The following is a 21958-nucleotide window of genomic DNA, read 5'->3' on the forward strand; positions in this document are numbered from 1 at the left end:
CATTTTCTCTGTGTCGTTCGCCCCCTTTCGTTAAAACCTCCCTGTCTAGTCTCGCCTCTGCCGGGGGCCTCTGTATTAACGGGGGCTTCGGTCCCCGTTTTTTTGGCCAGCTCTAACGTTTCCTCTCGTTGCTTAGTCATGTCATTTGAATAAAAAAAACCGCCTTCCGGCGGTTTTTTTGCTTCACGACATGCTTATGCATGCTCAAGCACGCGAAGTGCTGCCTTAGCGAGAAAGCCTGATCGGCTTTTCTGTTCGGGATGGCTTTTGACGTACTCGTCAATCCGGTTGATCAGGTGGCCAGGGAGGGTAATGTTCAGCTTCTCGGCCTTGCCCATATATTTGGTCACGTCGATATCGACGACAGCCCAGGTACAGCCAGCGAAGGCTGGATTACGGGCATGATGGGTTAGAGAGTTCGCTTTCGGGATCTGCTCGCCGTCTTCGGCCAAGATCTCCAGGTGCCCTTCGATCGCTTCACGCGCCATTGCCAGCGCGTCGTCCAAGTCATCACCCGCGGAGAAGCAGCCCGGAATGTCGGGAACCTCAACCCCCCAAGCGTGCTGCTCGTCGCCAGGATGGATTGCGATGGGGTAAAGCATGGTTTTAGCCTCGGTCGTCTCGGTTGTACAGATGTCGGTAGTTCGGTAGTCGGGTGTAGGGAGCCTTGAGGCTCCGAGCGACCCAGGTCAGTTGATCTGGGCTTGGCTCAATATGCTGTTCGCTGTCTTGGTCAGTAGATCCTTCTTTGGGTGCGGAATCGTCACCAGCCCTTTCTTCGTTGGGTGTTTGAAGTGGTGATGACTGCCTTTGACCCTGACCAGATACCAACCGTCAGCCTCGATCATTGCTATCAGCTGCCGGCTATTCACTCCCTCCCTCCCTCCCGAGACCCACTGCATTGGTGGTTATAGTAACCACTCACCCAGAGCTGTCAACACTATAACCACCAACCGCGCGCCTTACATACTTGACCACCATATGCCCCGTGCAATGAACTGTACAAAAAAGCAGCGTATGCCGTCCTGCCATCACACCAACCGCCGAATTCATCTGCTCCCTAGCTGATCGCCAAATCCCTTAACGACGGCGCTACCTGCGAAACCGAGGTGCAAGCCCTCCTCGCCGCCTGCTGCCAGCACATGTCGCGCGCCACAATGAAGTCTGGCACCGAGCGAATTCCGCATTCGCCGCCACCGTCGTTTCCGGCGGCTGCATTGCCGATATTCCTCCCTGACCAGCACACCTGTCGCGCCCATTGGGCGAAGCGGCTACCCTAGGCTTACCACCAAACGGAGCCCCCATGGCAGACAACCCGCTCGGCGCCGGTCTGCGGCTGCCAGACGATGTGCCGCTTGTCCGCAAGCTCGGGCACGAGCTCATCGAGTTTCTGCCGGTGGGGGTTTACCTGTGTAATGCCGCGGGCCACCTGACCACCTACAACCCCAAGGCGGCGGAAATCTGGGGTGAGGCGCCGGATCTCGGCAAGCAGCCGATCAAGTACACGGGTGCCTACCGCCTGCGTAGCGAGGACGGCGCGCATATGCCGCTGGAGCAGTCGCCGCTGGCGGCGGTGCTGCTCAGCAAGAAGCCGATCACCAACCTGCGCATGATCGTCGAGCGGCGTGACGGCAGTCAGGTGCCGATTCTCGCCAATATTGTTCCCTTGCTTGGCAAGGACGGCAACATGATCGGCTTTATGAACAGCATCCAGGATCTGCGCCAGCATGCGGCCCAGGAGCAGGCGCAGAACAACCTGCAAAATGCCCTGGTGCAGGCGCAGAAGATGGAGCAAATCGGCAAGGTTGGCGGTGGTGTCGTGCATGAATTCACCAATCAGCTGACCAGCCTGTCGATGAGCCTGGCGCTGATGGAGAAGGAAATCCGTGATGCCGGCTCCGAGCAGCTGCAGGCTCGCTACGCCCTGTGCCGGGAAGCGACCGACAAGGTCACCCAGCTGGCTGAAGGGTTGCTGCTGTTCGCCCGTACGCGGCCCAGGACGCTGGAGCGCATCGACCCCAACCAGTTGCTGCTGGGCATGAGTACGCTGGTCGGCAACGAGGCTGGCCAGAAGATCCACTGCCAGCTCAACCTGGCCACCGACAGCAGCTTTCTCCGGGCCAACAGGCAGCACCTCGAGAGCGCCATCATCAACCTGGTGACCAATGCCCGGGACGCCATGCCGGCGGGTGGCCAGCTGACCCTGAGCACCTTCAATAGCCAGCTCGACCGCAGCAACTTCCCGCAGCACAACGCCAACTTCAAACCCGGGCGTTACGTGGCGATCCGCATCGAGGATACGGGCACCGGTATCGCGCCGGAGGCACTCGAGCACATCTTCGCGCCCTTCTATACCACCCGGGCGCTCGGCAAGAGCACGGGCCTCGGGCTGACCATGGTCAGGAGCTTCGTCACCGACATGAATGGCCAACTGACGGTCACCAGCCGGCTGGGCGAAGGCACCAGCGTGAGCCTGTATTTTCCCTGCCATGGCACGGAGCACTCCCTGGCCATAACCGGTGGCGAAGGCGCCTCGACTGGAGAGTGACAGCGGGCCAGCTCTCGAATTACTGTATGCATATACAGAAAACCGAGAATCCACCCATGACTCAGCAAGCCGCCTCTGCCACCTCCTATGAACAGCTCGGCGCGCGGGTTTCCCGCGCCATCAACGCCCCTGCCGCGCAGCGCTCGCGCTCGGCGGTGCTGCTGCGCGCCGAAGGCGACAGCCCCGAAGACTGGGCGCGCATCCTCGATGAGATTGCCGAAAACGACAACGTCACCATCGCCTGGCGCGACGACGGCGTGCAGCTGTTCTGGACGGTGCCGGTAGAGGATTGAGCGTTGCCCGGGGAGCCGCCATGGTGGCTCCCCGGGCAGTTGATCAGGCAGACACCTGGCTGGAGAACCGGCTCACCGCCGCGACCACGCACTCGGCATCGTTCTGGATGTTGTGGATGACCGCATCGGACTCATTGGCCAGCGCCAGTGCCTGCCCGGCCAGTTCACGGCTCTGGGTGATCACCTCGACGGCGCCGGAGGCCAATGCCTGGTTCTGCTGCACCACGGCGACGATTTCCTGGGTGGCCTTGGAGGTGCGCGAGGCGAGCTGGCGAACTTCATCGGCCACCACCGCGAAGCCGCGCCCCTGCTCACCCGCGCGGGCGGCTTCGATGGCGGCATTGAGCGCTAGCAGGTTGGTCTGGTCGGCGATGCCGCTGATCGCCGCGACGATGGTCTCGACCGCCTTGCCCTGCTCATCCAGCGCCTGGATGCTCTGGGTGGCGCTTTCCATCGCCCGGGCCAGGCGATGCAGCACCGCCACGGTGTCGCGAATCACCTCGCGGCCCTTGCTGGCGCTGGTATCGGTTTGCAATGAGGTGCTGTAGGCCAGGTTGGCGGCACTGGCCACGGCCTGCTCCAGGTTCACCTGAGCGGTGATGACGGTGGCGAACTTGACCACCTTGTAGAGCTTGCCGTGAATATCGGTGATCGGGTTGTAGGACGCCTCCAGCCAGACGTCACGACCGCGGCTGTCGATGCGCCGGAAGCGGTCGACCACGAATTCGCCCCGGCGCAGGCGCTCCCAGAACTGGCGGTAACCCTCGGAGGCACTTTCCTCACTGGTGCAGAACATCCGGTGGTGCTTGCCGGCCACCTGCGCCTGGTTGTAGCCCATGCCGCGCAGGAACAGATCGTTGGCGGTGATCACCGTACCGTCGAGGTTGAACTCGATCACCGCCGTCGAACGCAGCAGCGCCTTGACCAGGCCGTCGTTTTCCAGCGAGGCCTCGATGGTGCGCGTCAGGTTGCTGGAGTGGATCACCAGTTGTTGCTTGCCGGTTTGCAAATCGCTCATCGGCACCGCCACCGAACGCAGCCACACATGGCGGCCATCCTTGCCGAGCAGACGCAGCGCGCCACTGAAATGGCGACGCTCCTTGATCGCGGCAAGCGCCCGCGCCTGGTGCGGGTCACGGGCCAGCTCCGGCGGCGAGAGCTGGGTCAGGTACTGCCCCTCGACATCGCCCGGGCGATAGCCGAGTTCGCTGCGAAAAAGCTCGTTGGCCCGCTCGATGCGGCCATCGGCGCCGAGCTGGATGATGATCATTTCCTTGTCGAGGTTCTCCCTTACCTCCTCCTGCATGGCCAAGCGCGCTTCCAGCTGCTTGTTGATCTGTTTGAGGTGAGCGTTGAACACGTCAAGAACTCCGGGGTGGGTGATGCTGCATCGGCTCGTGTGGAGGAAACTTGAAAGCCAGGCTGCCCTTGCTGACAGCGCGCTTGAAGGCGCCCCAGCCGCTTCAGGATGGGGCCTGACACATTCCCAAACACACTGCCTTGCGCGAGGTCGCAAGCCGGCTTCCGGCATTAGCTGACCATGGGGCCAAAAAAGCCTGAACGCCTTTCACCGCCTCGCTGTCGGACTTTTTGAAGAAGTTCCATGGTGGCGTCCAATAGTTTGTTGCAATGCATTGCAGGAAACTTTTCGAGGCCTCTGGCACTGTTTCCGATGCCGCGTCGTTGGGCCGAAAAACCATTATTCACAAGCGGCCCCAGAACACTCGACGCCCGTCGTGGATGCCCGTGCATCCGCATGCCGCCCCTTGGCGGTTGCGTACCAGACAGCCTGAGCCGGGCAGCGGATTACCCGGCGTTCGAGGAGTTCACATGTCCAAAGAAGCCCCGCGGGGCTTGAGCCGCCGCTCGCTGCTCAAGGCCTCGGCCACCACCGTGGCAGCCGGCGTTGCCGCCAGCGCCCAGGCTGCCACCATCAGCGGCGTGCCGCAGTGGCTGCCGTTCGATCACAACGGCCCGCTGCATTACGACGCCAAGGGTTGGCAGTTCCTGACCGCCGATGAAGCCCGTGAAGTCGAGGCCATCGTCGAGCAGCTGATCCCGGCGGACGAGCTGTCCCCCAGCGGCAAGGAGGCCGGTTGTGCGGTGTTCATCGACCGCCAGCTGGCCGGCCACTACGGCACCTACGAGCGCCTCTACCAGCAGGGCCCGTTCGTGCCCGACATCGAGCCCGGCTCGGCGCAACTGCCCCGCGAGCGCTATCGCCTGGGCCTCGAGCAATTGGGCAAGCACTGCCAGCAGGCCTTTGGCAAACGCTTCAGCGAGTTGCACGGCGAGCAACGCGACGCCGTGCTCAAGGGCCTGGAGGCCGGCAAGATCGCCTTCGAGGGCATCGAGGCCAAGGTGTTCTTCACCCAGGTGCTGCAGAACACCATGGAAGGCTTCTTCGCCGACCCCATCTACGGTGGCAACCGCGACATGGTGAGCTGGAAGATGCTCGGTTTCCCCGGCGCGCGTTACGACTACCGCCCCTACATCGACCGGCACAACGAGAAGCTGGACCTGATACCGCTGTCGATCATCGGCAGCTCCGCGTGGAATCGCAAAGGATGAGCGGCATGGCCAAGAAACTCCCAGCAACCGACGTGGTGGTGGTAGGGCTCGGCTGGGCCGGCTCGATCATCGCCAAGGAACTGGCCGACGAAGGCCTGCGTGTGATGGGCTTCGAGCGTGGCGCCTGGCGCGACACGGCGAGCGATTTCAACATCGCCTCGGTGACCGACGAACTGCGCTACGTGCAGCGCCAGGAGCTGATGCTGCGCACCCGCCAGAACACCTGCACGCTGCGCAACAAGCCCAGCGAAACCGCATTGCCGATGCGCACCTGGGGCTCCTTTCACCCCGGCAACGGCACCGGCGGCGCCGGCAACCACTGGGCCGGTATCACCTTTCGCTTCCAGCCCGAGGAGTTCCGCCTCAAGAGCCACCTGACCGAGCGCTACGGCAGCCAGGCCATCGAAGGGCTGACCCTGCAGGACTGGGGCACCACCTGGGAAGAGATGGAGCCGCACTACGACGCCTTCGATCGCGTCGCGGCGTCTCCGGCAAGGCCGGCAATATCGGCGGCAAGATCATCGAGGGCGGCAACCCGTTCGAAGGGGCGCGCTCGCGGGAATACCCCAACCCGCCGACCAAGCAGACCTACGCGCCAACGCTGTTCGCCGAAGCGGCGCGCAACATGGGCTACAAACCGTTCCCGGTGCCCTCCGCACTGGCCTCCCAGGGCTACACCAACCAGTACGGTGTGACCATGGGCCCATGCACCTTCTGCGGCTTCTGCACCAACTACGGCTGCGCCAACTATTCCAAGGCCAGCGCCATCGTCAACGTGCTGCCGGCGCTGGTGCGCATGCCCAATTTCACCGCCAACACCCACTGCGAAGTGCTGGAGGTGACCAAGGACAGCACCGGCAAGCGCGCCACTGGCATCGTCTATGTGGACGCCAACGGTGATAAGTGGGAACAGCCGGCGGACATCGTGGTGGTCGCTGCCTTCACATTCGAGAACGTGCGCCTGATGCTGCTCTCCGGCATCGGCGAGCCCTACAACCCGATCAGCAACACCGGCACCACCGGCCGCAACTACGCCTACCAGACGGCCAACAACGTGCAGCTGTTCTTCGACGACAAGAACTTCAATCCCTTCATCGGTGGCGGCGCCATCGGCATGGGCATCGACGAGTTCAACAACGACAACTTCGACCATTCCGGCCTGGGTTTCGTTGGCGGCGGCAGCACCCGGGTAACGCCCATCGGCGCCGCGCCGATCAACGCGCGACCAGTGCCGCCCGGCACGCCCAAGTGGGGCAAGGAATGGAAGAAGACCACGGCGCAGTACTACGCCGCGAGCATGTCGATCGGCTGCGAAGCGAGCAACTACAGCGCGCGCAGCAATTACCTGTCCCTCGACCCGACCTACAAGGACCCTCACGGCCGGCCGCTGCTGCGCATCACCTTCGACTTCACCGAGAACGACCTGCGCATGGCCCAGTACGTGACCGACAAGACCGCCGAGATCGCCAAGGCGCTGAACCCCAAGATGCTGTTCGCCAGCCCGCGCAAGGGGCCCTGGTCGAACACCTCCTACCAGTCGTCCCACGTGGTCGGCGGTTTCGTGATGGGCGCCGACCCGGCGACCAGTTCGGTGAACAAGCACCTGCAGGTATGGGGCGTGCCCAACCTGTTCGTGGTCGGCGCCTCGGCATTCCCGCAGAACCCCGGCTACAACCCCACCGGCACTGTCGGCGCCCTGGCCTTCAAGGCCGCCCATGCGATCCGCACCCAGTACCTCAAGCGCCCCGGGGAGATGATCAGCGTATGAAGACTCTCCTCGCCATCAGCTTCGCCCTGCTGACCACCGCCAGCGCCGGCGCCCATGCCGTCGCCGGCCAGGACGCCTACGAGCTGGTGCAAAAAGGCAAATACATCGCCACCCTCGGCGACTGCACCGCCTGCCACACGGTGCCCGGCAAGCCGCTGTTCTCCGGCGGCGTGACCATCGACACGCCGTTCGGCAAACTGCTGGGCGCCAACATCACCCCCGATCAGCAAACCGGTATCGGCCGCTGGAGCTTCGAGGAATTCGAGGCCAGCATGGCCCGCGGTCACCGCCGCGACGGCAAGCAACTCTACCCGGCGATGCCCTACGCCGCGTACACCAAGGTCACCCGCGCCGACAACCAGGCGCTGTGGGCCTACCTGCGCACCATCGAGCCGGTGCACAACGAGGTGCAGACCAACCAGCTGCCCTTCCCCTTCAGCCTGCGCCTGAACATGAAGGTGTGGAACTGGATGAACTTCGCCGAGGGCGAATTCAAGCCCGAGGCGGACAAGAGCGCGCAGTGGAACCGCGGCGCCTACCTGGTGCAGGGCCTGGGCCACTGCGGCAGCTGCCACACGCCGAAGAACCTGATCGGCGGCGACAAGGATGCCGAGTTTCTCAAAGGCGGCGAGTTGCAGGGCTGGATGGCGCCCAACATCACCGGTGCAGCCCACGTCGGCCTGGCTGACTGGAGTGAGGCGGACATCGTCCAGTACCTGAAGACCGGCGCCAACCGTTACGACATCGCCTCCGGCCCCATGGCCGAGGCAGTGGAAAACTCCACCCAGCACTGGCGTGACGACGACCTGATGGCGGTGGCCGTGTACCTCAAGGACCTCGACCACGAGCACGACAAGCCCGCGCCGCTGGCCGCCACTGACGCGGTGATGAAGGCCGGCGGCGCGATCTACGCCGACCGCTGTTCCGGTTGCCACACGCCAAACGGCGAAGGCATCGCCACGCTGTTCCCGAAACTGGCCAACGCGCCGCTGGTCAATGCGCGGGATGCTGCTTCGCTGATCCGCGTGGTGCTGGCCGGCAACCGCGCCGGCAGCACCGACGCCGCCCCCACCGGCCCGGCAATGCCCGCTTTTGCCTGGAACCTGTCGGATGAGAACGTCGCCGATGTGCTGACCTACATCCGCAACAGCTGGGGCAACGCCGCGGCGCCGATCAGCGCCGAGCAGGTGGGCAAACAGCGTGAGGCCCTGCGGGGCGAATGAGCCCAGGATGGCCCGCTGCCTCAAACACAGCGGGCCATCCACTCTGCAGGCACGGGCAACTAGTGAGATAATCGCGACCTGCCAAGGGCCTTGGCCCGCCTCCAGTTGCCGCAATGCAGGAATGACCCGATGAAGAACTCGCAGCGTGGCTCCGGCCACCTGTTCAGCCTGATGGTGCTCGGCCTTATCGTCTGGGGCGCTTACGTCACCCTGTACGTGCCCTACGAGCACCGCAAATCGATGGACGCCTTTCGCAGCAGCCCACCGGCAGTGAGCCCAGCGAAAATGGCGGTGATCGATACCTACAAGGCCAGGCCGACACCGACCGGGCTGCCCCAGGGGCTATATACCGGCAAGGTCGAGCAGGACGGCTACCCGATGACCATCAGCTTCGCGTTCGGCGACGACCAGGTGCTCACCAAGACGGCGCATATCAAGACCTACCAATTCACCGGCTCCGCCCGTTATACCTTCGACGGCGCGGTGATGATCTTCAGCGATATCAAGGGCGATGCCGTGCTGTTCCCCCAGGCGGGCGAACCGCTGGAGGTGATCAGCGACACCGAGGTGCACATCCCCGGGCCCGAAAAGCCGCTGGTGCTGACCCGCCAGTAACGGCCTCGGCAGTTACGAATCGCGGTCGCGCTCGCTCTCGATAAGCTGCGCCACCTTGGCCGCCGCCTCCGCCTCGCTGGCGAAGAAGTGCTGCTGATCATCGGCACTGACCACCTGGAAGATTTCCTCATCGCCCAGGTGCCTGTGCTCTTCGGGTATGTCGCTGCCCTGCAGTTTCTTCAATCTCACGGCCATCGTGGCGTACTCCTGATTGGTAACCTTGCAGCTATGACCAACCGGCATCTGGTGAAGTGCTGGGTAAATTTTGGATTGCTCGCAGCGTGTGAGGTTGGCATCGAACGGGCAAATAAGGGTTCGCCGTCGGTGATTTGGCACTCACCATTGACCCTGCGCCTGGCACGATGGGGTTTTGCGCCTGGCCGCCGGGTCGCTTGATTCGCTTTGCCCACCCTTTGGCCAGCTTGCCCTGCCAGAGCGTACTCGCCAAAGGCATACGTCGCTTACCTGAGGGGCGAGGGCGCTAGGCCTGACCAGACCTGCTGCATTCGCTCAGAACCTGTTCACGATCTTTTTAGTCGACATTAAAGAGGCTGCTACAAGGCAAAAGCGGCCGTTCGTGCTGCGATTTCAAACCTGCTCATATTGGTGGGCTAAAGCCCACCCTACGAGGCTACAAGGCAGAAGCAGGCGTAGGGTGGATGACGCTCTTTTCATCCACCATTGCGATCGCAGAGCGGTGGACGGATGAGGCGTCGTCCACCCTACGACTGAAGCCCACCCTACGAGGCTGGCACGATCTGTAGGGTGGGCTTTAGCCCACCGCTGCAAATGGCCGCTCCCGCCACTTTGCAGTCAACGCGCTGAAGTCGAGCCGAAAGACCGTGAACAGGCTCTCAGTCGCGGGCCACGGCGCGCTGAATCGTCCCGGCCAGGATGCGTGACAGCTGGTCCACCGAATACGGCTTGTGCAGCAGCTCGAAGCCATGGCTGCCTTGCTGCGCCAGCACCTCGCTGTAGCCGGAGGTGAGAATCACCGGCAGCAAGGGGTGGCTGCGGTGGATCGCCTTGGCCAGGTCGATGCCGTTCATGCCCGGCATCACCACGTCGGAAAACACCACGTCGAAGCCGTGCGCCGCATCGCTCAGGCAGGTCAGCGCCTGCTCGGCGTTAGTGGCCAGCGTGGGTTGGTAACCAAGCTCGAGCAGCGCGCTGACGCAGAAGCTGCCAACGTCGGGATTGTCCTCGACGACCAGCACCCGGGTTCCATGGGCGCCGGCCAGCGGTTGCGGGTCATCCACCCTGGCGCGAGGCGAGGGACGTGCCGCGACCCGTGGCAGATACAGCGTGAAGGTGGTGCCCTCGCCTACCACACTGTCGACCATGATCTCGCCGCCAGACTGCTTGGCGAAACCGAATACCTGGGACAGGCCCAGACCGGTGCCCTTGCCCAGCTCCTTGGTGGTGAAGAACGGCTCGAAGATCGCTTCCAGGTGCTCCGGCTCGATGCCCGTACCGGTGTCGGTAATGGACACGGCAACGAAATCACCGTTGACCGCCACCCCCATACGGCCTGCCGGAATCTGCGTGCAGGGCTTGACCCGAATCTGGATGCGCCCCACGCCGTTGAGCGAGTCGCGGGCGTTGAGCGCCAGGTTGACGATGGCCGTGTCGAACTGGTTGGCATCGGCATAGACGTGGCACGGCTGGCTGGGCATCTGCAGGGCAAGCTCGATGCGCGTGCCGTTGAGGGTTTCCAGCATGTCGGTCAACGCGCGCAGGCTTTCGCCCACCGCGAACACTTCCGGCCGCAGGGTCTGGCGCCTGGCGAAGGACAACAGCTGCCCGGTCAGCCGCGAAGCACGGTCGACCGTATCGGAAATCGCCTCGATGTAGCGCAGCCGCTTCTCGTCCGGCAGCCCGGGGCGCTTGAGCAGGTCGCTGGACGACCTGATGACCGTGAGCAGGTTGTTGAAGTCGTGGGCCACGCCACCGGTGAGCTGGCCGACCGCCTCGAGCTTCTGCGCCTGGCGCAGGGCCGACTGGGTACGTTCCAGTTCCAGCTGCGAGCGGATCTGCTCGGTGATGTCGTGGGCGAAGTAGAAGGCCCCGATGACCTGCCCGTCGGCATCGTGCAGCGGCGTGTAGGCAAGTTCGTAGCTGCGCCGCTCGCCGCTGGGCTGACCATATTCGGCCGCCACGCGGAAGGTTTCGCCGCGCAAGGCGCGCTGCATGCAGCCGCGCAGGCCCTGGCCCTGCTCGGCGGTGACCAGTTCGGGCAGCACTTCGCCGCCCTGAACCACCACGCCGTAGAGCTCCCGCATGGCGCGGGCGTGGGCCTGGTTGAAGGCGATCTGCCGGCACTCGGTATCGAAGATGCAGATGGGCACCGCGTTGGCCTCGATCACGTCGCGGAACAACCGCAGCTTGGTGGTGCGTTCCGCCACCTGCTGCTCCAGGGTGGCGTTGAGTTCGCGCAGTTGCGCCTCCCGCGCCTTGAGCGCTGCTTCGGCCTCCTTGCGCGAACTGATGTCGGAGGCCGCGCCCAGCCAGCTGGTAACGGTGCCATCGGCAGCGAACAACGGCACGGCGCGCACGTGAGCCCAGCCGATGGTGCCGTCGACACGGTTGACCGGATGTTCGATGTGGTAGCTGCCCGTTTCGAGGGCCCGGGCGATTTCCGCGCGCACCATGTCCCGGGCGTGCGCCGGAATGTACTCGTCCAGCCAATTGCTGTTGGTGCTTTGCGTGTCGGGGATGAAGTTGCCGCCATTGAGCTCGTGCAACTGACTCCAGTCGGCGCTGATGTGAAAGCGCACCTCGGAGGATGAGCGGATCAACGCATCCAGGCGTTGCTCGCTGTCACGCAGTGCCTGCGCAGCGTTGACATGCTCGGTGGTTTCCCGGGTAAAGCACAGTGCGCCGGCGATCTCCCCGGCATCGTCACGCAACGGCGAAAACGAGTAGCTCCACCAGGTCTGCTCAGGTTCGCCACGCCGCGCCATCTCGATGGGCACATCGATGAAGCGTGCGGCCTGGCCCTGCAGGGCCTGCTCGAGGGGCACGCGCACGGCCTCCCAGGCATCGGCCCACAGCACGGGCAGCGGCTGCCCGAGGGCATTGGGTAACCGCGGCCCGAGCATCGGCCGATAAGCATCGTTGTAGAAGAAGGTCAGCTCCGGCCCCCAGACCAGGTACATGCTTTCCGGGGAGCCGAGCATCAGCTCCAGCGCGCTGCACAGCGAACGCGGCCATGCCGTGGGGGCGCCCAGCGGGGATGTCGACCAGTCGTGATCACGGATCAGCGCACCGGTCTCGCCGCCGCCGATCAGAAACGCTCGTTGTTCCATGGGACCCGCATTCATATCCAGTGCAGTTGAACGACGACGCTCAGGGATGAAGACAGCTGCGGCCTTGGCCAACAGGCAGGTGATGCCGGATACAGAGTGCGCCAGGCGGCGCGCAGTTCCGACTATATCGATACGCCTCGCCAGGCAGGGCCAGCTTCAAGGTGCAGGGCCATAGGTCATCGGCCGCCGGTACCGCTGCTGAATACGCGCCAGCTCGCCACTGAGGCGCAGCTGTTCGAGCGCATCGGCCCAGGCGGCAACACGCTTGTCGTCGCTGTCCTTGCTGAAGGCGATATACAGCGAAGAATGATAGAGCGCCACCGGCACCCGGCGCAGGGTACCGGGGGCGATGCCCAACTGGGCACTGTAGTAAGCCACCCCGGCATCGGTATCGCCGACGATGATGTCGGTGCGCCCGGCCAGCAGCATGCGATAGAGCTGCTGACTGCTGGTGGCACTCTTCTCCAGGTTGTCGAAGCCCCGGGACTCGAGCACCTGCGGGATGAGCCCGGCGTGCCGGGTGGTGAGTTTCGACGCCTGTCGCAGCTGCTCGAGGGAATCCACAGGCGGCGTCCCGGCCAACTGGTAGGGATAGATCGACTCCTCGGCGATGGGCCCCACCCATTTGAACAGCGGCTCGCGCTCCGGCGTGCGGAACAGCGAATACATGATGGTTCTGGGGCGGTTCATCAGCCCATGGGTGGCACGCATGCTCGGCACCACCACGATCTCGAAACCGTCGCCGGTCAACGTCATGATGGCGCGCACGACTTCGGTGGCCATGCCGGTCAGCTGGTCGCCCTGCTGGTAGTTGTAGGGCGCCCACTCCTCGGTGAGGATCTGATAGGGCTCGGCCCGGGCAAAGGCACCGATTAGCAGGCAGAACAGCGCAAGGGGCAGTCGAAAGGGCTTCACAAGGGGCCTGGACTCGTGGCGGTGCCGGAGCGGCAGATGATGGTGCTACAAGCATAGCCGCAGTGACCGCTTGCGCGCTGGCTGGCGAGTCGGATAACCGACGGGGCGAGCCAAGAATGGCATGCCGGGGCTGCTTGCCCGGTACCAGCACTCGATCCCGAAGAGGCGGCCGCCTGCCTTGGCCGAGCCATTGCCCGGCGTTCTGGGCTGAAAGGCGTTATCGATGTGAAGCGAGCTGCGCGACCATCAGGTCGCGCAGCCGTGGCAGGTCAGAAGCGGTATTTCGCCGAGGCGGTCAGGCTGCGAGGGGCGCCGTAGGTCATCGAGCCGAATGCATCGAACACATCGAAGTATTTTTCGTCGGTCACGTTGTCGGCATTCAACTGCGCCGACAGGTTGTCGGTGATGTCGTAACGCGCCATCAGATTGACCAGCGCATAGGAATCGATGGTGATCCGCTCGTTGACGTTCTGCGGATTCCGAGCGTCCGTGTAGACGTCATTCTGCCAGTTGACCCCGCCGCCTATGGTCAGTTTGTTGAACACGCCTGGCAGCCGGTAAGTGGTGAACGTGCGCAGTAACTTGGTTGGGTAGAGGGTATTGGCTGCATCGCCTTCAGCGTCCCGGACTTTGAACTGGGTATAGCCGACAGTCGCATTCCAACCTTCCGCAAGCTCGCCAGACACTTCCAACTCGAAGCCTTTGCTGGTTACGTCAGTACCCTCATAGCCGAGCTCGCCAGGCAGGCCTCCAGCGAGAGGCCCAACGCTCTGTCCAAGATTGTTCTGCTTGATCTGGAACACGGCAGCAGAAGCGTTCAGTCGGCCATCGAGAAACTCTGTTTTCAAACCGGTCTCGTAGCTCTCGCCAACGATCGGATCCAGGGCTTTCAAATCAGTACCGCGCACCGACTGCGGCAGGAATATCTCGGTATAGCTGACGTAAGCCGAGACATTTTCGGTCAGGTCGTAGACCGCGCCGGCATAGGGGGTCAGCTCATGGCTGGCGTCGATCTTGTTTACTTCCGAGAAAATATCATCCGCGGTCTTCTTATAACTGGTGTCACGAGCGCCGAGGATCAGCTTGAGGTCGTCGGTCAGGTTCAGACGGGTTGCCGCAAAAAACGATTTTTGCTCAACATCGCTGTATCCGTAGCTTGCCCGCGGAGACCAGGAAGGCTCGGCAAAGGCGCCGTTGTAATTATCGAAGTCGGCAATGCCTTCGAATCCGGTTATTGGCGCGTGGTAATCAACATCGAAGTCCTGCTGGCTGTTCACATAACCAACAGCTACTTCATGTTCGCGCCCCAACAAGGAGACAGGGCCGTTGAAGCGAATACTGTAGTCGTCCTGCACCGTTTCGGGCTCGTACCAACCCGGGAATGTCGAGAGAGCGGGTGTACCGCCGCCCCTGACAGGGTTACCGGACACATAGAGCAGCTTCGACTCGGACTTCTTCTCGCCTCGGCTATAGCTGAGATTGACCTGCCAATCGTTGGCGAAGGTATGGTCGAGATTGATGAAGTACGTATCGTAGGTGGTTTCCCAGCGGCTCCAGCCCGCAGATGAGGTCTTGGAGCGGCTCCAGTCGGTACGCGTGCCGTCCGCATACCAGACCGGCAGACCGCCCCACATGGGGGACTTGGTATCGGTTGTCTGGTGGCTCAAACCGAACCACAGCGTGGTGTCGGGCGTGAGGTCGATATCCATGGTGCCGTAGAGCGTTTCACGCCGGGTCGATTTCATATCGATCCAGCTGTCACCATCGTTCAACTCGCCTACCAGGCGAGCACGCACGGTACCGCTCTCGTTCAACGGCATGGAAAGATCACCTTTTGTGCCATAGGTGTCCCATGAACCAGCACTGGCTTCTACGGAACCAGTGAGTTCCCGGCTGCTGGCGCGTTTGCGCACCATGTTCAGCGAAGCAGAGGGGTCACCAACGCCGGTCATCAGACCATTGGCACCGCGTACCACTTCAACGCGGTCATACGCGGCCAGGCTATTGAAGATCTCACCCGAGCTCCACGGCTGCTCCCAGATGGTCGGCACGCCATCAATCATCAGCGAGTTGAGTTCGAAGCCGCGTGCATTGATCTGCCCACGATCGGTCTCATAACGGTTCATCGATACGCCAACCGCGTTGTTGACCAGGTCAGTGAGGGTCTGCAGGTTCTGGTCTTCGATACGCTGGCGCGTCACCACACTCACCGACTGCGGGGTTTCACGCAGCGACATGTTCAGCGGCGTGGCGGTGCGTGCCGAGCGGCTGGTGTAGGACTGGGTGCCTTCGGTGACGGCATCGTCAGCAGGCGTGACGGTTTCGGTGATCGCCGTGGCGTCGAGCTCCAGCGCGCCGCCCTGGGCCGCTTGCTGGGCATGGGCGGTCGGTACGGCGAACAGCGCGCCGGCGGCCACCAGGCGCACGGCAACGGCCAGTGAACAGACATTCAGACGCGGCGCCGCTACACCGGCATCGGGCTGCAGAGTGGTTTTGTTATGGGACATGAAGGCTCCGACAACAGCGTGCCGTACGTCACCGCTCTATTCCCTGAACACCTGCGAGTGCCCCGCACAAGCTCCCCTGGGCACTCCACACCCGGCAATTCCATGCCGGAACGATCTGGACTCACGCTGGCAATGAACCGATATCGGGATGACATCGGCAAAATCCGCGTGAGACTATGCGAGTGAGTATCAACTGTAAATAGCATTTCATGACATTTGCAATGCGTTTACATTCCTATTCAAGGCGTTGCCGGTCCATAAACGAAAACACCCCGTGCCCATCGGGCAAGGGGTGTCCGTGATCAGCGATAGGGTCAGGCGCTGCGCGCTGCCTCGATCCGTGCAATCTCCTCCGGCTGCACGTAGTAGTCGGTGTCCTCGTCATAGCTGCGCACGATGAAGCAGGCGATGCTGGCCACCAAGGTCACGCCCACCAGCCACCAGATATGCCAGATCAGCGCGAAGCACATCAGGGTCATGAATGCCGAGGCGATCAGGCCGATGCCGGTGTTGCGCGGCATATGGATGGGGCGGAACTTCGTTGCCGCAGGCTTGAGGCCGTCGCGCTTCTGCTCGTGGAACTCGTCGATGCGGTCGCCGCGCGGGGTGACGGCGAAGTTGTAGAACGGCGGAGGCGACGAAGTCGACCACTCCAGGGTGCGGGCATTCCACGGGTCGCCGGTGTGGTCGGCGAGTTCCTGGCGCTTGATGATCGATACCGCGAACTGGATCAGCGTGCAGAGAATGCCCAGGCCGATCAGCACGGCGCCGACCACGGCCACGTACAGGTAGGGTTCCCACTCGGGATTGGTGCTGCTGTTCAGGCGCCGGGTCATGCCCATAAAGCCCAAGATATAAAGTGGCATGAAGGCCAGGTAGAAACCGACGATCCAGCACCAGAACGAGGCCTTGCCCCAGCCCTCGTGCAGCCGGAAGCCGAACACCTTCGGGAACCAGTAGGCGATGCCCGCCATGTAGCCGAACACCGCGCCGCCGATGATCACGTTATGGAAGTGGGCAACCAGGAACAGGCTGTTGTGCAGCAGGAAATCCGCGCCTGGCACGGCCAGCAGCACGCCGGTCATGCCGCCGATGGAAAAGGTGATGATGAAGCCCAGGGTCCACAGCACCGGCGTGGTGAACTCCAGCCGGCCGCGGTACATGGTGAACAGCCAGGTGAAGATCTTCACCCCGGTGGGTACCGCGATGACCATGGTCATGATGCCGAAGAAGGCGTTGACGCTCGCCCCCGAGCCCATGGTGAAGAAGTGGTGCAGCCACACCACGAACGACAGCAGGGTGATGGCCACGGTCGCCCAGACCATCGAGTGGTAGCCGAACAGGCGCTTGCGGGCGAAGGTCGCGGTCACCTCGGAAAACACCCCGAAAGCCGGCAATATCAGCAGGTACACCTCGGGGTGGCCCCAGGCCCACACCAGGTTCACGTACATCATCGGGCTGCCGCCGGCGGTGTTGGTGAACAGGTGGAAATCCAGGTAGCGGTCCAGGGTCAGCATCGCCAGGGCCACGGTGAGGATCGGGAACGCCGCGCAGATGATCACGCTGGTGCAGAGGATGGTCCAGGTGAAGATCGGCATCTGGAACAGGCCCATGCCCGGTGCGCGCATCTTGAGGATGGTGACCAGGAAGTTGACCCCGGTGAGCAGCGTGCCGAGGCCGGAAAGCTGCAGGCTCCAGATGAAGTAGTCGACGCCGACACCCGGGCTGTACTCGATGCCCGACAGCGGTGGATAGGCCACCCAGCCGGTCATGGCGAACTCGCCGACGAACAGCGAGATGTTGGTCAGCAGCACGCCACCGACGAACAGCCAGAAGCTCAGCGAGTTGAGCAGCGGGAAGGCCACGTCGCGGGCGCCGATCTGCAGCGGCGTGACGATATTCATCAGGCCGACCACCAGGGGCGTGGCGACGAAGAAGATCATGATCACGCCGTGGGCGGTGAAGATCTGGTCGTAGTGATGGGGCGGCAGGTAGCCCTCGGCACCGCCGGTGGCCACGGCCAGCTGGGTGCGCATCATGATGGCGTCGGCGAAGCCGCGCAGCAGCATGATCAGGGCAACGATCACGTACATCACGCCGATCTTCTTGTGGTCGACCGAGGTCAGCCATTCGTGCCACAGCCAGCCCCACTTCCTGAAGTAGGTCAGCGCAGCGAACAGGCCCAGGCCGCCGAGCGCCACTATGATCATGGTGACGACGAGGATGGGCTCGTGCAGGGGTATGGCGTCGAGAGTCAGTTTTCCGAGCATCTGTCGATACGGCGCCGGCTGGCGGCGCGCGGGCTCCTTGGGTCAGTGGGAATCAGGATTGGCTGCGGCGGCGAAACAGCGGGCGCGGCTCGATGACCGAGCGGCCGTACTGCACGCTCATGCCGGCGAGGCCCTTGAGGGCGTCGTGCACGGGCTTGTCCTCGCGCACCGCGAAGCTGTCGAAGCCGCACTGGCGCATGTGGCTGAGTTGGTCACGCAGTACATCGCCGACCGCACGCAGCTCACCGCGCCAGCCCAGGCGGGTGCGCAGCAGGTAGGCCTGGCTGTAGCCGCGGCCATCGCGAAAACTCGGGAAGTCGATGGCGATCAGCGGCAGCACGCCAAGCCAGGGCTGCAGTTCCATGGGGTCGTCATCGGCGCCCAGCAGCAGGCCGTCGCGGCTGACTGCCGCGCCCTGCAGCACCGCCGGGGCCTGGCGTTCGCGCCAGCGCGCAAGGGGCAGAATCAGCGGGCTGTCTGCGGGCGCATGGTCTTCGCGCAGAACAATCCAGGGATCATCGGTGACGACCTGTGCCGCACCATCGCGCAGGCTGATCAGGTTGTTCATGCCGGCGCCTCCGCCTTGCGGTACACCCGCGCCTTGAAGGGCTCGATGCCCACGCGCTGCACGGTGTCGATGAAGCGTTCGTCGCCCTGACGCTGCTCGCCGAAGGTCTCGACCAGCCGCTCGATCACCTCCGGCACCTCGGCGGCGCTGAACGACGGGCCGATCACCTTGCCCAGCGCACTGGCCTTGCCCTGGGCGCCGCCGATGGTCACCTGGTACCACTCGCTGCCGTTCTTATCGACGCCGAGGATGCCGATATTGCCGATGTGGTGATGGCCGCAGGCATTCATGCAGCCGGAGATGTTCAGGCTGATATCGCCCAGGGCGTGCAGCGCTTCGGCATCCTCGAAACGCTGCTGGATGGCCTGGGCGATGGGGATCGACTTGGCGTTGGCCAGGGCGCAGTAATCGCCACCGGGGCAGGCGATCACGTCGGTGAGCAGGCCGATGTTGGCGCTGCCCAGGCCGACGCTGACGGCCTGCTGCCAGAGCGCGTGCAGGTCGGCCTTGCGCACATCGGGCAGCACCAGGTTCTGCTCGTGGGCCACGCGGATTTCGCCGAAACCATAGCGCTCCGCCAGCCCGGCCACGGCGTCCATCTGCGCCGAAGTCACGTCGCCTGGCGGCAGGCTGGCGCCAGGTTTGGTCGACAGCACCACGCTGGCGTAGCCCGGCACCTTGTGCGGCTGCACGTTGCGCGACACCCAGCGGGCAAAGGCGGCATCGCCGGCCAGGGCAGTGCCGAAATCCAGATCGGTATCCGCAAGCGCCGCATAAGGCGGCGGCGCGAAGGCTGCCGCGACGCGCCGGTACTCGGCGTCGGTCAGCTCGGCAGGGCCATCCTTGATGTGCTGCCACTCGGCTTCGACTTCAGCGGCGAAGGCCTCGATACCGAGCGCCTTGACCAGAATCTTGATGCGCGCCTTGTACTTGTTGTCGCGCCGGCCGTGGCGGTTGTACACCCGCAGGATCGCCTCGACGTAGGACAACAGGTGCTGCCACGGCAGGCCGTCGCGAATCACCTGGCTGAGGATCGGTGTGCGCCCCAGCCCGCCGCCGACCATCACCCGCGCCAGCAGCTCACCGGCCGCATCGCGGTATAGGTACAGGCCGACATCGTGCATCGGCACCGCGGCGCGATCCTGCTCGGCGGCGCACAGGGCGATCTTGAATTTGCGCGGCAGGAACAGGAATTCCGGGTTGACCGTCGACCACTGCCGGAGGATCTCGGCCAGCGGCCGCGGGTCGAGCAACTCGTCGGCCGCCACCCCGGCGAAGGCTTCGGTGGTGATGTTGCGTACACAGTTGCCGGAGGTCTGGATAGCGTGCATCTCGACCTCGGCCAGGCGCTCGAGAATGTCCGGCACCTGCTCCAGTTCGATCCAGTTGAACTGGATGTTCTGCCGCGTGGTGAAGTGGCCGTAGTCGCGGTCGTAGTCCCGCGCGATGCTGGCCAGGGTGCGCAACTGGCGTGCCGACAGGGTGCCGTAGGGAATCGCCACGCGCAGCATGTAGGCGTGCTTCTGCAGGTACAGGCCGTTGTGCAGGCGCAGCGGCAGGAATTCCTCCTCGCTCAGCTCGCCGCTGAGGCGCCGTTGCACCTGGTCGCGAAACTGCGCGACCCGTTCGCGCACCAGCGCATGGTCGTATTCGTCGTAGTGATACATGAGAGGCCCCTTGCGCCGTGGAACGCGGCAGACAGGGCCGCCACTATGGGCAAGCGGGCCAAATCAAAACAGCCTCAGATAATTCGCAAAAAACCATATCAGATGGATTTCTGCAGATCGTATCCAGCGCTATCTACTTGGATTTATTGGCGGGAAAGCACCAGTTGACAGGCGCCTCTGTCTGATATGCAAAAATCATCGATCCCTATATCTGATATCTTCTGTAACATCTCTCGCCCAGCGCACTGTCGCTGCACCACCCACTCATTGCGCATCGGGTACGCCATGAAACGCTACGAAAAACTCGCCGACGAGATCGCCGCCCTGATCCGCTCGGGCCTGTTGGCGCCCGGCGAGAAAGTACCCTCGGTGCGCCACGCCAGCCGCACCTACGGCGTCAGCGCTTCCACCGTATTCCAGGCTTATTACCTGCTCGAGGATCGCGGTCTGATCCAGGCGCGTGCGCGCTCCGGCTATTTCGTGTGCGAGCACGCCAAGCGCCCGCTGCACGAACCGCAGCAGCGCACCGGCGCCGCGCAGGCGACCGACGTGGACGTCAGCGAACTGGTGTTCTCGGTGCTCGGTTCGCTGAAGGATCCGCACACCGTGCCGTTCGGCTCGGCGTTCCCCAGCCCGGAGCTGTTCCCGCTGCCACGCCTGGCCCGCTCCATGGCGCAGAGCGTGCGCGACATGCCCAGCCACGCGGTGATCGCCGACATGACCGAGGGCAACCCTGATCTGCGCCGGCAGATCGCCCTGCGCTACATGCTCAGCGGCGTGCGCCTGCCGCTGGAAGAACTGGTGATCACCACCGGCGCCATGGAAGCGCTCAACCTGTGCCTGCAGTCGGTGACCGAGCCCGGCGACCTGGTGGCCATCGAGAGCCCGGCGTTCTACGCCACGTTGCAGGTGCTGGAGCGGCTCAAGCTCAAGGCCGTGGAAATCCCCGTGCACCCGCGCGAAGGCATCGACCTGGACAGCCTGGCCGACAGCCTGCAGCGCCTGCCGATCAAGGCCTGCTGGTTCATGAGCAGTCTGCAGAACCCGCTCGGCGCGAGCATGAGCGACGCCAAGAAGGCAGGGCTCTATGAACTGCTGCAGCGCCATCAGGTGCCGCTGATCGAAGACGACGTGTACGCCGAACTGCATTACGGCGCCCAGCCGCCAAAGCCGGTAAAGAGCTTCGACCGCGAAGGGCTGGTGATGCACTGCGGCTCGTTTTCCAAATGCCTGGCGCCCGGTTACCGGGTCGGCTGGGTGGCCGGCGGGCGCTACGCCCAGCGCATCGCGCGGCTCAAGCTGATGACCACCATCTCGCCTTCGGTACCCGCCCAGGCGGCACTGGCCGACTACCTGCTGCATGGCGGTTACGACCGCCACTTGCGCAAGCTGCGCCACCAGCTGGAAAGCCAGCAGGGCTCGATGCTCGCCTCGGCCGCGCGGCACTTCCCGGCGGACACCCGGGTGACGCGGCCCAGTGGGGGCTACTTTCTGTGGTTCGAGTTTTCCGAGCGCGTCGACGCCCTGCAGCTGTTCCGCCTGGCGCTGGCCCAGGGCATCAGCCTGGCGCCGGGGCCGATCTTCTCGGCCACTCGCGGCTTCGGCCATTGCGCGCGGCTCAACCACGGCCACCCGTGGAACGCCGGGAGCGAACAGGCCATGGCAACCCTGGGACGGATCATCGCCTCGTTCTGAGCCGCAGATG

16 protein-coding genes and 2 pseudogenes are annotated in these 21958 nt (G+C 63.7%); 7 read left to right on the forward strand and 11 right to left on the reverse strand.

What is annotated here, in order from left to right:
* Positions 1-194: 194 nt before the first annotated feature.
* Positions 195-602 (reverse strand): type II toxin-antitoxin system HicB family antitoxin, encoded by a 408-nt coding sequence (locus tag QYS36_RS03290; protein WP_308838141.1) that lies wholly within the window; start codon positions 600-602, stop codon positions 195-197.
* 87 nt (positions 603-689) lie between these two features.
* Complete coding sequence (locus QYS36_RS03295) at positions 690-872, reverse strand: type II toxin-antitoxin system HicA family toxin (protein WP_308838142.1); 183 nt, start codon at positions 870-872, stop codon at positions 690-692.
* Positions 873-1303: 431 nt separating this feature from the next.
* On the opposite strand from QYS36_RS03295, the gene QYS36_RS03300 reads away from it, so the two are divergent.
* Together QYS36_RS03300 and QYS36_RS03305 are read left to right on the forward strand one after the other, a co-directional pair.
* Entirely contained in the window at positions 1304-2548 is a 1245-nt protein-coding gene (locus tag QYS36_RS03300) for an ATP-binding protein (RefSeq protein ID WP_308838143.1), read from the forward strand.
* A 56-nt stretch (positions 2549-2604) separates the two neighbouring features.
* Complete coding sequence (locus QYS36_RS03305; RefSeq protein ID WP_308838144.1) at positions 2605-2841, forward strand: DUF1654 domain-containing protein; 237 nt, start codon at positions 2605-2607, stop codon at positions 2839-2841.
* 43 nt (positions 2842-2884) lie between these two features.
* Here QYS36_RS03305 and QYS36_RS23860 read toward each other — a convergent pair whose 3' ends face one another.
* Both QYS36_RS23860 and QYS36_RS23865 read right to left on the reverse strand, forming a co-directional pair.
* Entirely contained in the window at positions 2885-3430 is a 546-nt protein-coding gene (locus tag QYS36_RS23860; protein ID WP_374990415.1) for a methyl-accepting chemotaxis protein, read from the reverse strand.
* Positions 3425-4372, reverse strand: a pseudogene (locus QYS36_RS23865) (PAS domain-containing protein); the annotation flags it as partial. The pseudogene QYS36_RS23865 and the gene QYS36_RS23860, both read right to left, overlap by 6 nt.
* A gap of 299 nt (positions 4373-4671) precedes the next feature.
* On the opposite strand from QYS36_RS23865, the gene QYS36_RS03315 reads away from it, so the two are divergent.
* The 4 genes and pseudogenes from QYS36_RS03315 (at position 4672) to QYS36_RS03330 (ending at position 9018) form a co-directional block, all read left to right on the forward strand.
* Complete coding sequence (locus QYS36_RS03315; RefSeq protein ID WP_308838146.1) at positions 4672-5412, forward strand: gluconate 2-dehydrogenase subunit 3 family protein; 741 nt, start codon at positions 4672-4674, stop codon at positions 5410-5412.
* A gap of 5 nt (positions 5413-5417) precedes the next feature.
* Positions 5418-7180, forward strand: a pseudogene (locus QYS36_RS03320) (GMC family oxidoreductase).
* Positions 7177-8403, forward strand: coding sequence for a cytochrome c (locus QYS36_RS03325; protein ID WP_308838147.1), 1227 nt, complete (start codon positions 7177-7179; stop codon positions 8401-8403). The pseudogene QYS36_RS03320 and the gene QYS36_RS03325 overlap by 4 nt, the downstream one beginning before the upstream one ends.
* A 129-nt stretch (positions 8404-8532) precedes the next feature.
* On the forward strand, positions 8533-9018 hold the full coding sequence (locus QYS36_RS03330) for a hypothetical protein (RefSeq protein ID WP_308838148.1): 486 nt from the start codon (positions 8533-8535) through the stop codon (positions 9016-9018).
* Between the two features lie 12 nt (positions 9019-9030).
* Here the strand turns inward: QYS36_RS03330 and QYS36_RS03335 are convergent, their stop codons facing one another.
* The 7 genes from QYS36_RS03335 to QYS36_RS03365 all read right to left on the reverse strand — a co-directional run bounded on the left by QYS36_RS03335 (position 9031) and on the right by QYS36_RS03365 (position 20253).
* Positions 9031-9213, reverse strand: a complete 183-nt coding sequence (locus tag QYS36_RS03335; RefSeq protein ID WP_308838149.1) for a hypothetical protein — start codon at positions 9211-9213, stop codon at positions 9031-9033.
* Positions 9214-9872: 659 nt separating this feature from the next.
* On the reverse strand, positions 9873-12326 hold the full coding sequence (locus QYS36_RS03340; protein WP_308838150.1) for a PAS domain-containing protein: 2454 nt from the start codon (positions 12324-12326) through the stop codon (positions 9873-9875).
* A gap of 156 nt (positions 12327-12482) precedes the next feature.
* Positions 12483-13241 carry a transporter substrate-binding domain-containing protein gene (locus tag QYS36_RS03345; RefSeq protein ID WP_308838151.1) on the reverse strand — a complete coding sequence of 253 codons (759 nt, stop codon included), beginning with the start codon at positions 13239-13241 and terminating at the stop codon, positions 12483-12485.
* Between the two features lie 269 nt (positions 13242-13510).
* The gene (locus QYS36_RS03350) at positions 13511-15748 is read right to left on the reverse strand and encodes a TonB-dependent siderophore receptor (RefSeq protein ID WP_308838152.1); all 2238 of its coding nucleotides are present in this window, start codon (positions 15746-15748) and stop codon (positions 13511-13513) included.
* 314 nt (positions 15749-16062) lie between these two features.
* Complete coding sequence (cyoB, locus tag QYS36_RS03355; RefSeq protein WP_308838153.1) at positions 16063-18018, reverse strand: cytochrome o ubiquinol oxidase subunit I; 1956 nt, start codon at positions 18016-18018, stop codon at positions 16063-16065.
* Between the two features lie 52 nt (positions 18019-18070).
* The gene (locus QYS36_RS03360) at positions 18071-18586 is read right to left on the reverse strand and encodes a DUF934 domain-containing protein (RefSeq protein ID WP_308838154.1); all 516 of its coding nucleotides are present in this window, start codon (positions 18584-18586) and stop codon (positions 18071-18073) included.
* On the reverse strand, positions 18583-20253 hold the full coding sequence (locus QYS36_RS03365; protein ID WP_308838155.1) for a nitrite/sulfite reductase: 1671 nt from the start codon (positions 20251-20253) through the stop codon (positions 18583-18585). The genes QYS36_RS03360 and QYS36_RS03365 overlap by 4 nt, the downstream gene beginning before the upstream one ends.
* Positions 20254-20538: 285 nt before the next feature.
* Between QYS36_RS03365 and mapR the strand changes: the two genes are divergently transcribed.
* The gene (mapR, locus tag QYS36_RS03370) at positions 20539-21948 is read left to right on the forward strand and encodes a GntR family transcriptional regulator MpaR (protein WP_308838156.1); all 1410 of its coding nucleotides are present in this window, start codon (positions 20539-20541) and stop codon (positions 21946-21948) included.
* Positions 21949-21958: the final 10 nt, after the last annotated feature.

Origin of the sequence: Pseudomonas sp. G34 (assembly GCF_031119625.1) — a bacterium.
GTDB lineage: Bacteria > Pseudomonadota > Gammaproteobacteria > Pseudomonadales > Pseudomonadaceae > Aquipseudomonas.

Bases quoted from the DNA above. Each gene is read 5' to 3' on its own strand.
- QYS36_RS03350 (WP_308838152.1), bottom strand. From the start codon at position 15,748: ATGTCCCATAACAAAACCACTCTGCAGCCCGATGCCGGTGTAGCGGCG.
- QYS36_RS03290 (WP_308838141.1), bottom strand. From the start codon at position 602: ATGCTTTACCCCATCGCAATCCATCCTGGCGACGAGCAGCACGCTTGG.
- mapR (WP_308838156.1), top strand. From the start codon at position 20,539: ATGAAACGCTACGAAAAACTCGCCGACGAGATCGCCGCCCTGATCCGC.
- QYS36_RS03315 (WP_308838146.1), top strand. From the start codon at position 4,672: ATGTCCAAAGAAGCCCCGCGGGGCTTGAGCCGCCGCTCGCTGCTCAAG.
- QYS36_RS03360 (WP_308838154.1), bottom strand. From the start codon at position 18,586: ATGAACAACCTGATCAGCCTGCGCGATGGTGCGGCACAGGTCGTCACC.
- QYS36_RS03340 (WP_308838150.1), bottom strand. From the start codon at position 12,326: ATGGAACAACGAGCGTTTCTGATCGGCGGCGGCGAGACCGGTGCGCTG.
- QYS36_RS03325 (WP_308838147.1), top strand. From the start codon at position 7,177: ATGAAGACTCTCCTCGCCATCAGCTTCGCCCTGCTGACCACCGCCAGC.
- QYS36_RS03365 (WP_308838155.1), bottom strand. From the start codon at position 20,253: ATGTATCACTACGACGAATACGACCATGCGCTGGTGCGCGAACGGGTC.
- QYS36_RS03305 (WP_308838144.1), top strand. From the start codon at position 2,605: ATGACTCAGCAAGCCGCCTCTGCCACCTCCTATGAACAGCTCGGCGCG.
- QYS36_RS03300 (WP_308838143.1), top strand. From the start codon at position 1,304: ATGGCAGACAACCCGCTCGGCGCCGGTCTGCGGCTGCCAGACGATGTG.
- QYS36_RS03335 (WP_308838149.1), bottom strand. From the start codon at position 9,213: ATGGCCGTGAGATTGAAGAAACTGCAGGGCAGCGACATACCCGAAGAG.
- QYS36_RS03330 (WP_308838148.1), top strand. From the start codon at position 8,533: ATGAAGAACTCGCAGCGTGGCTCCGGCCACCTGTTCAGCCTGATGGTG.
- cyoB (WP_308838153.1), bottom strand. From the start codon at position 18,018: ATGCTCGGAAAACTGACTCTCGACGCCATACCCCTGCACGAGCCCATC.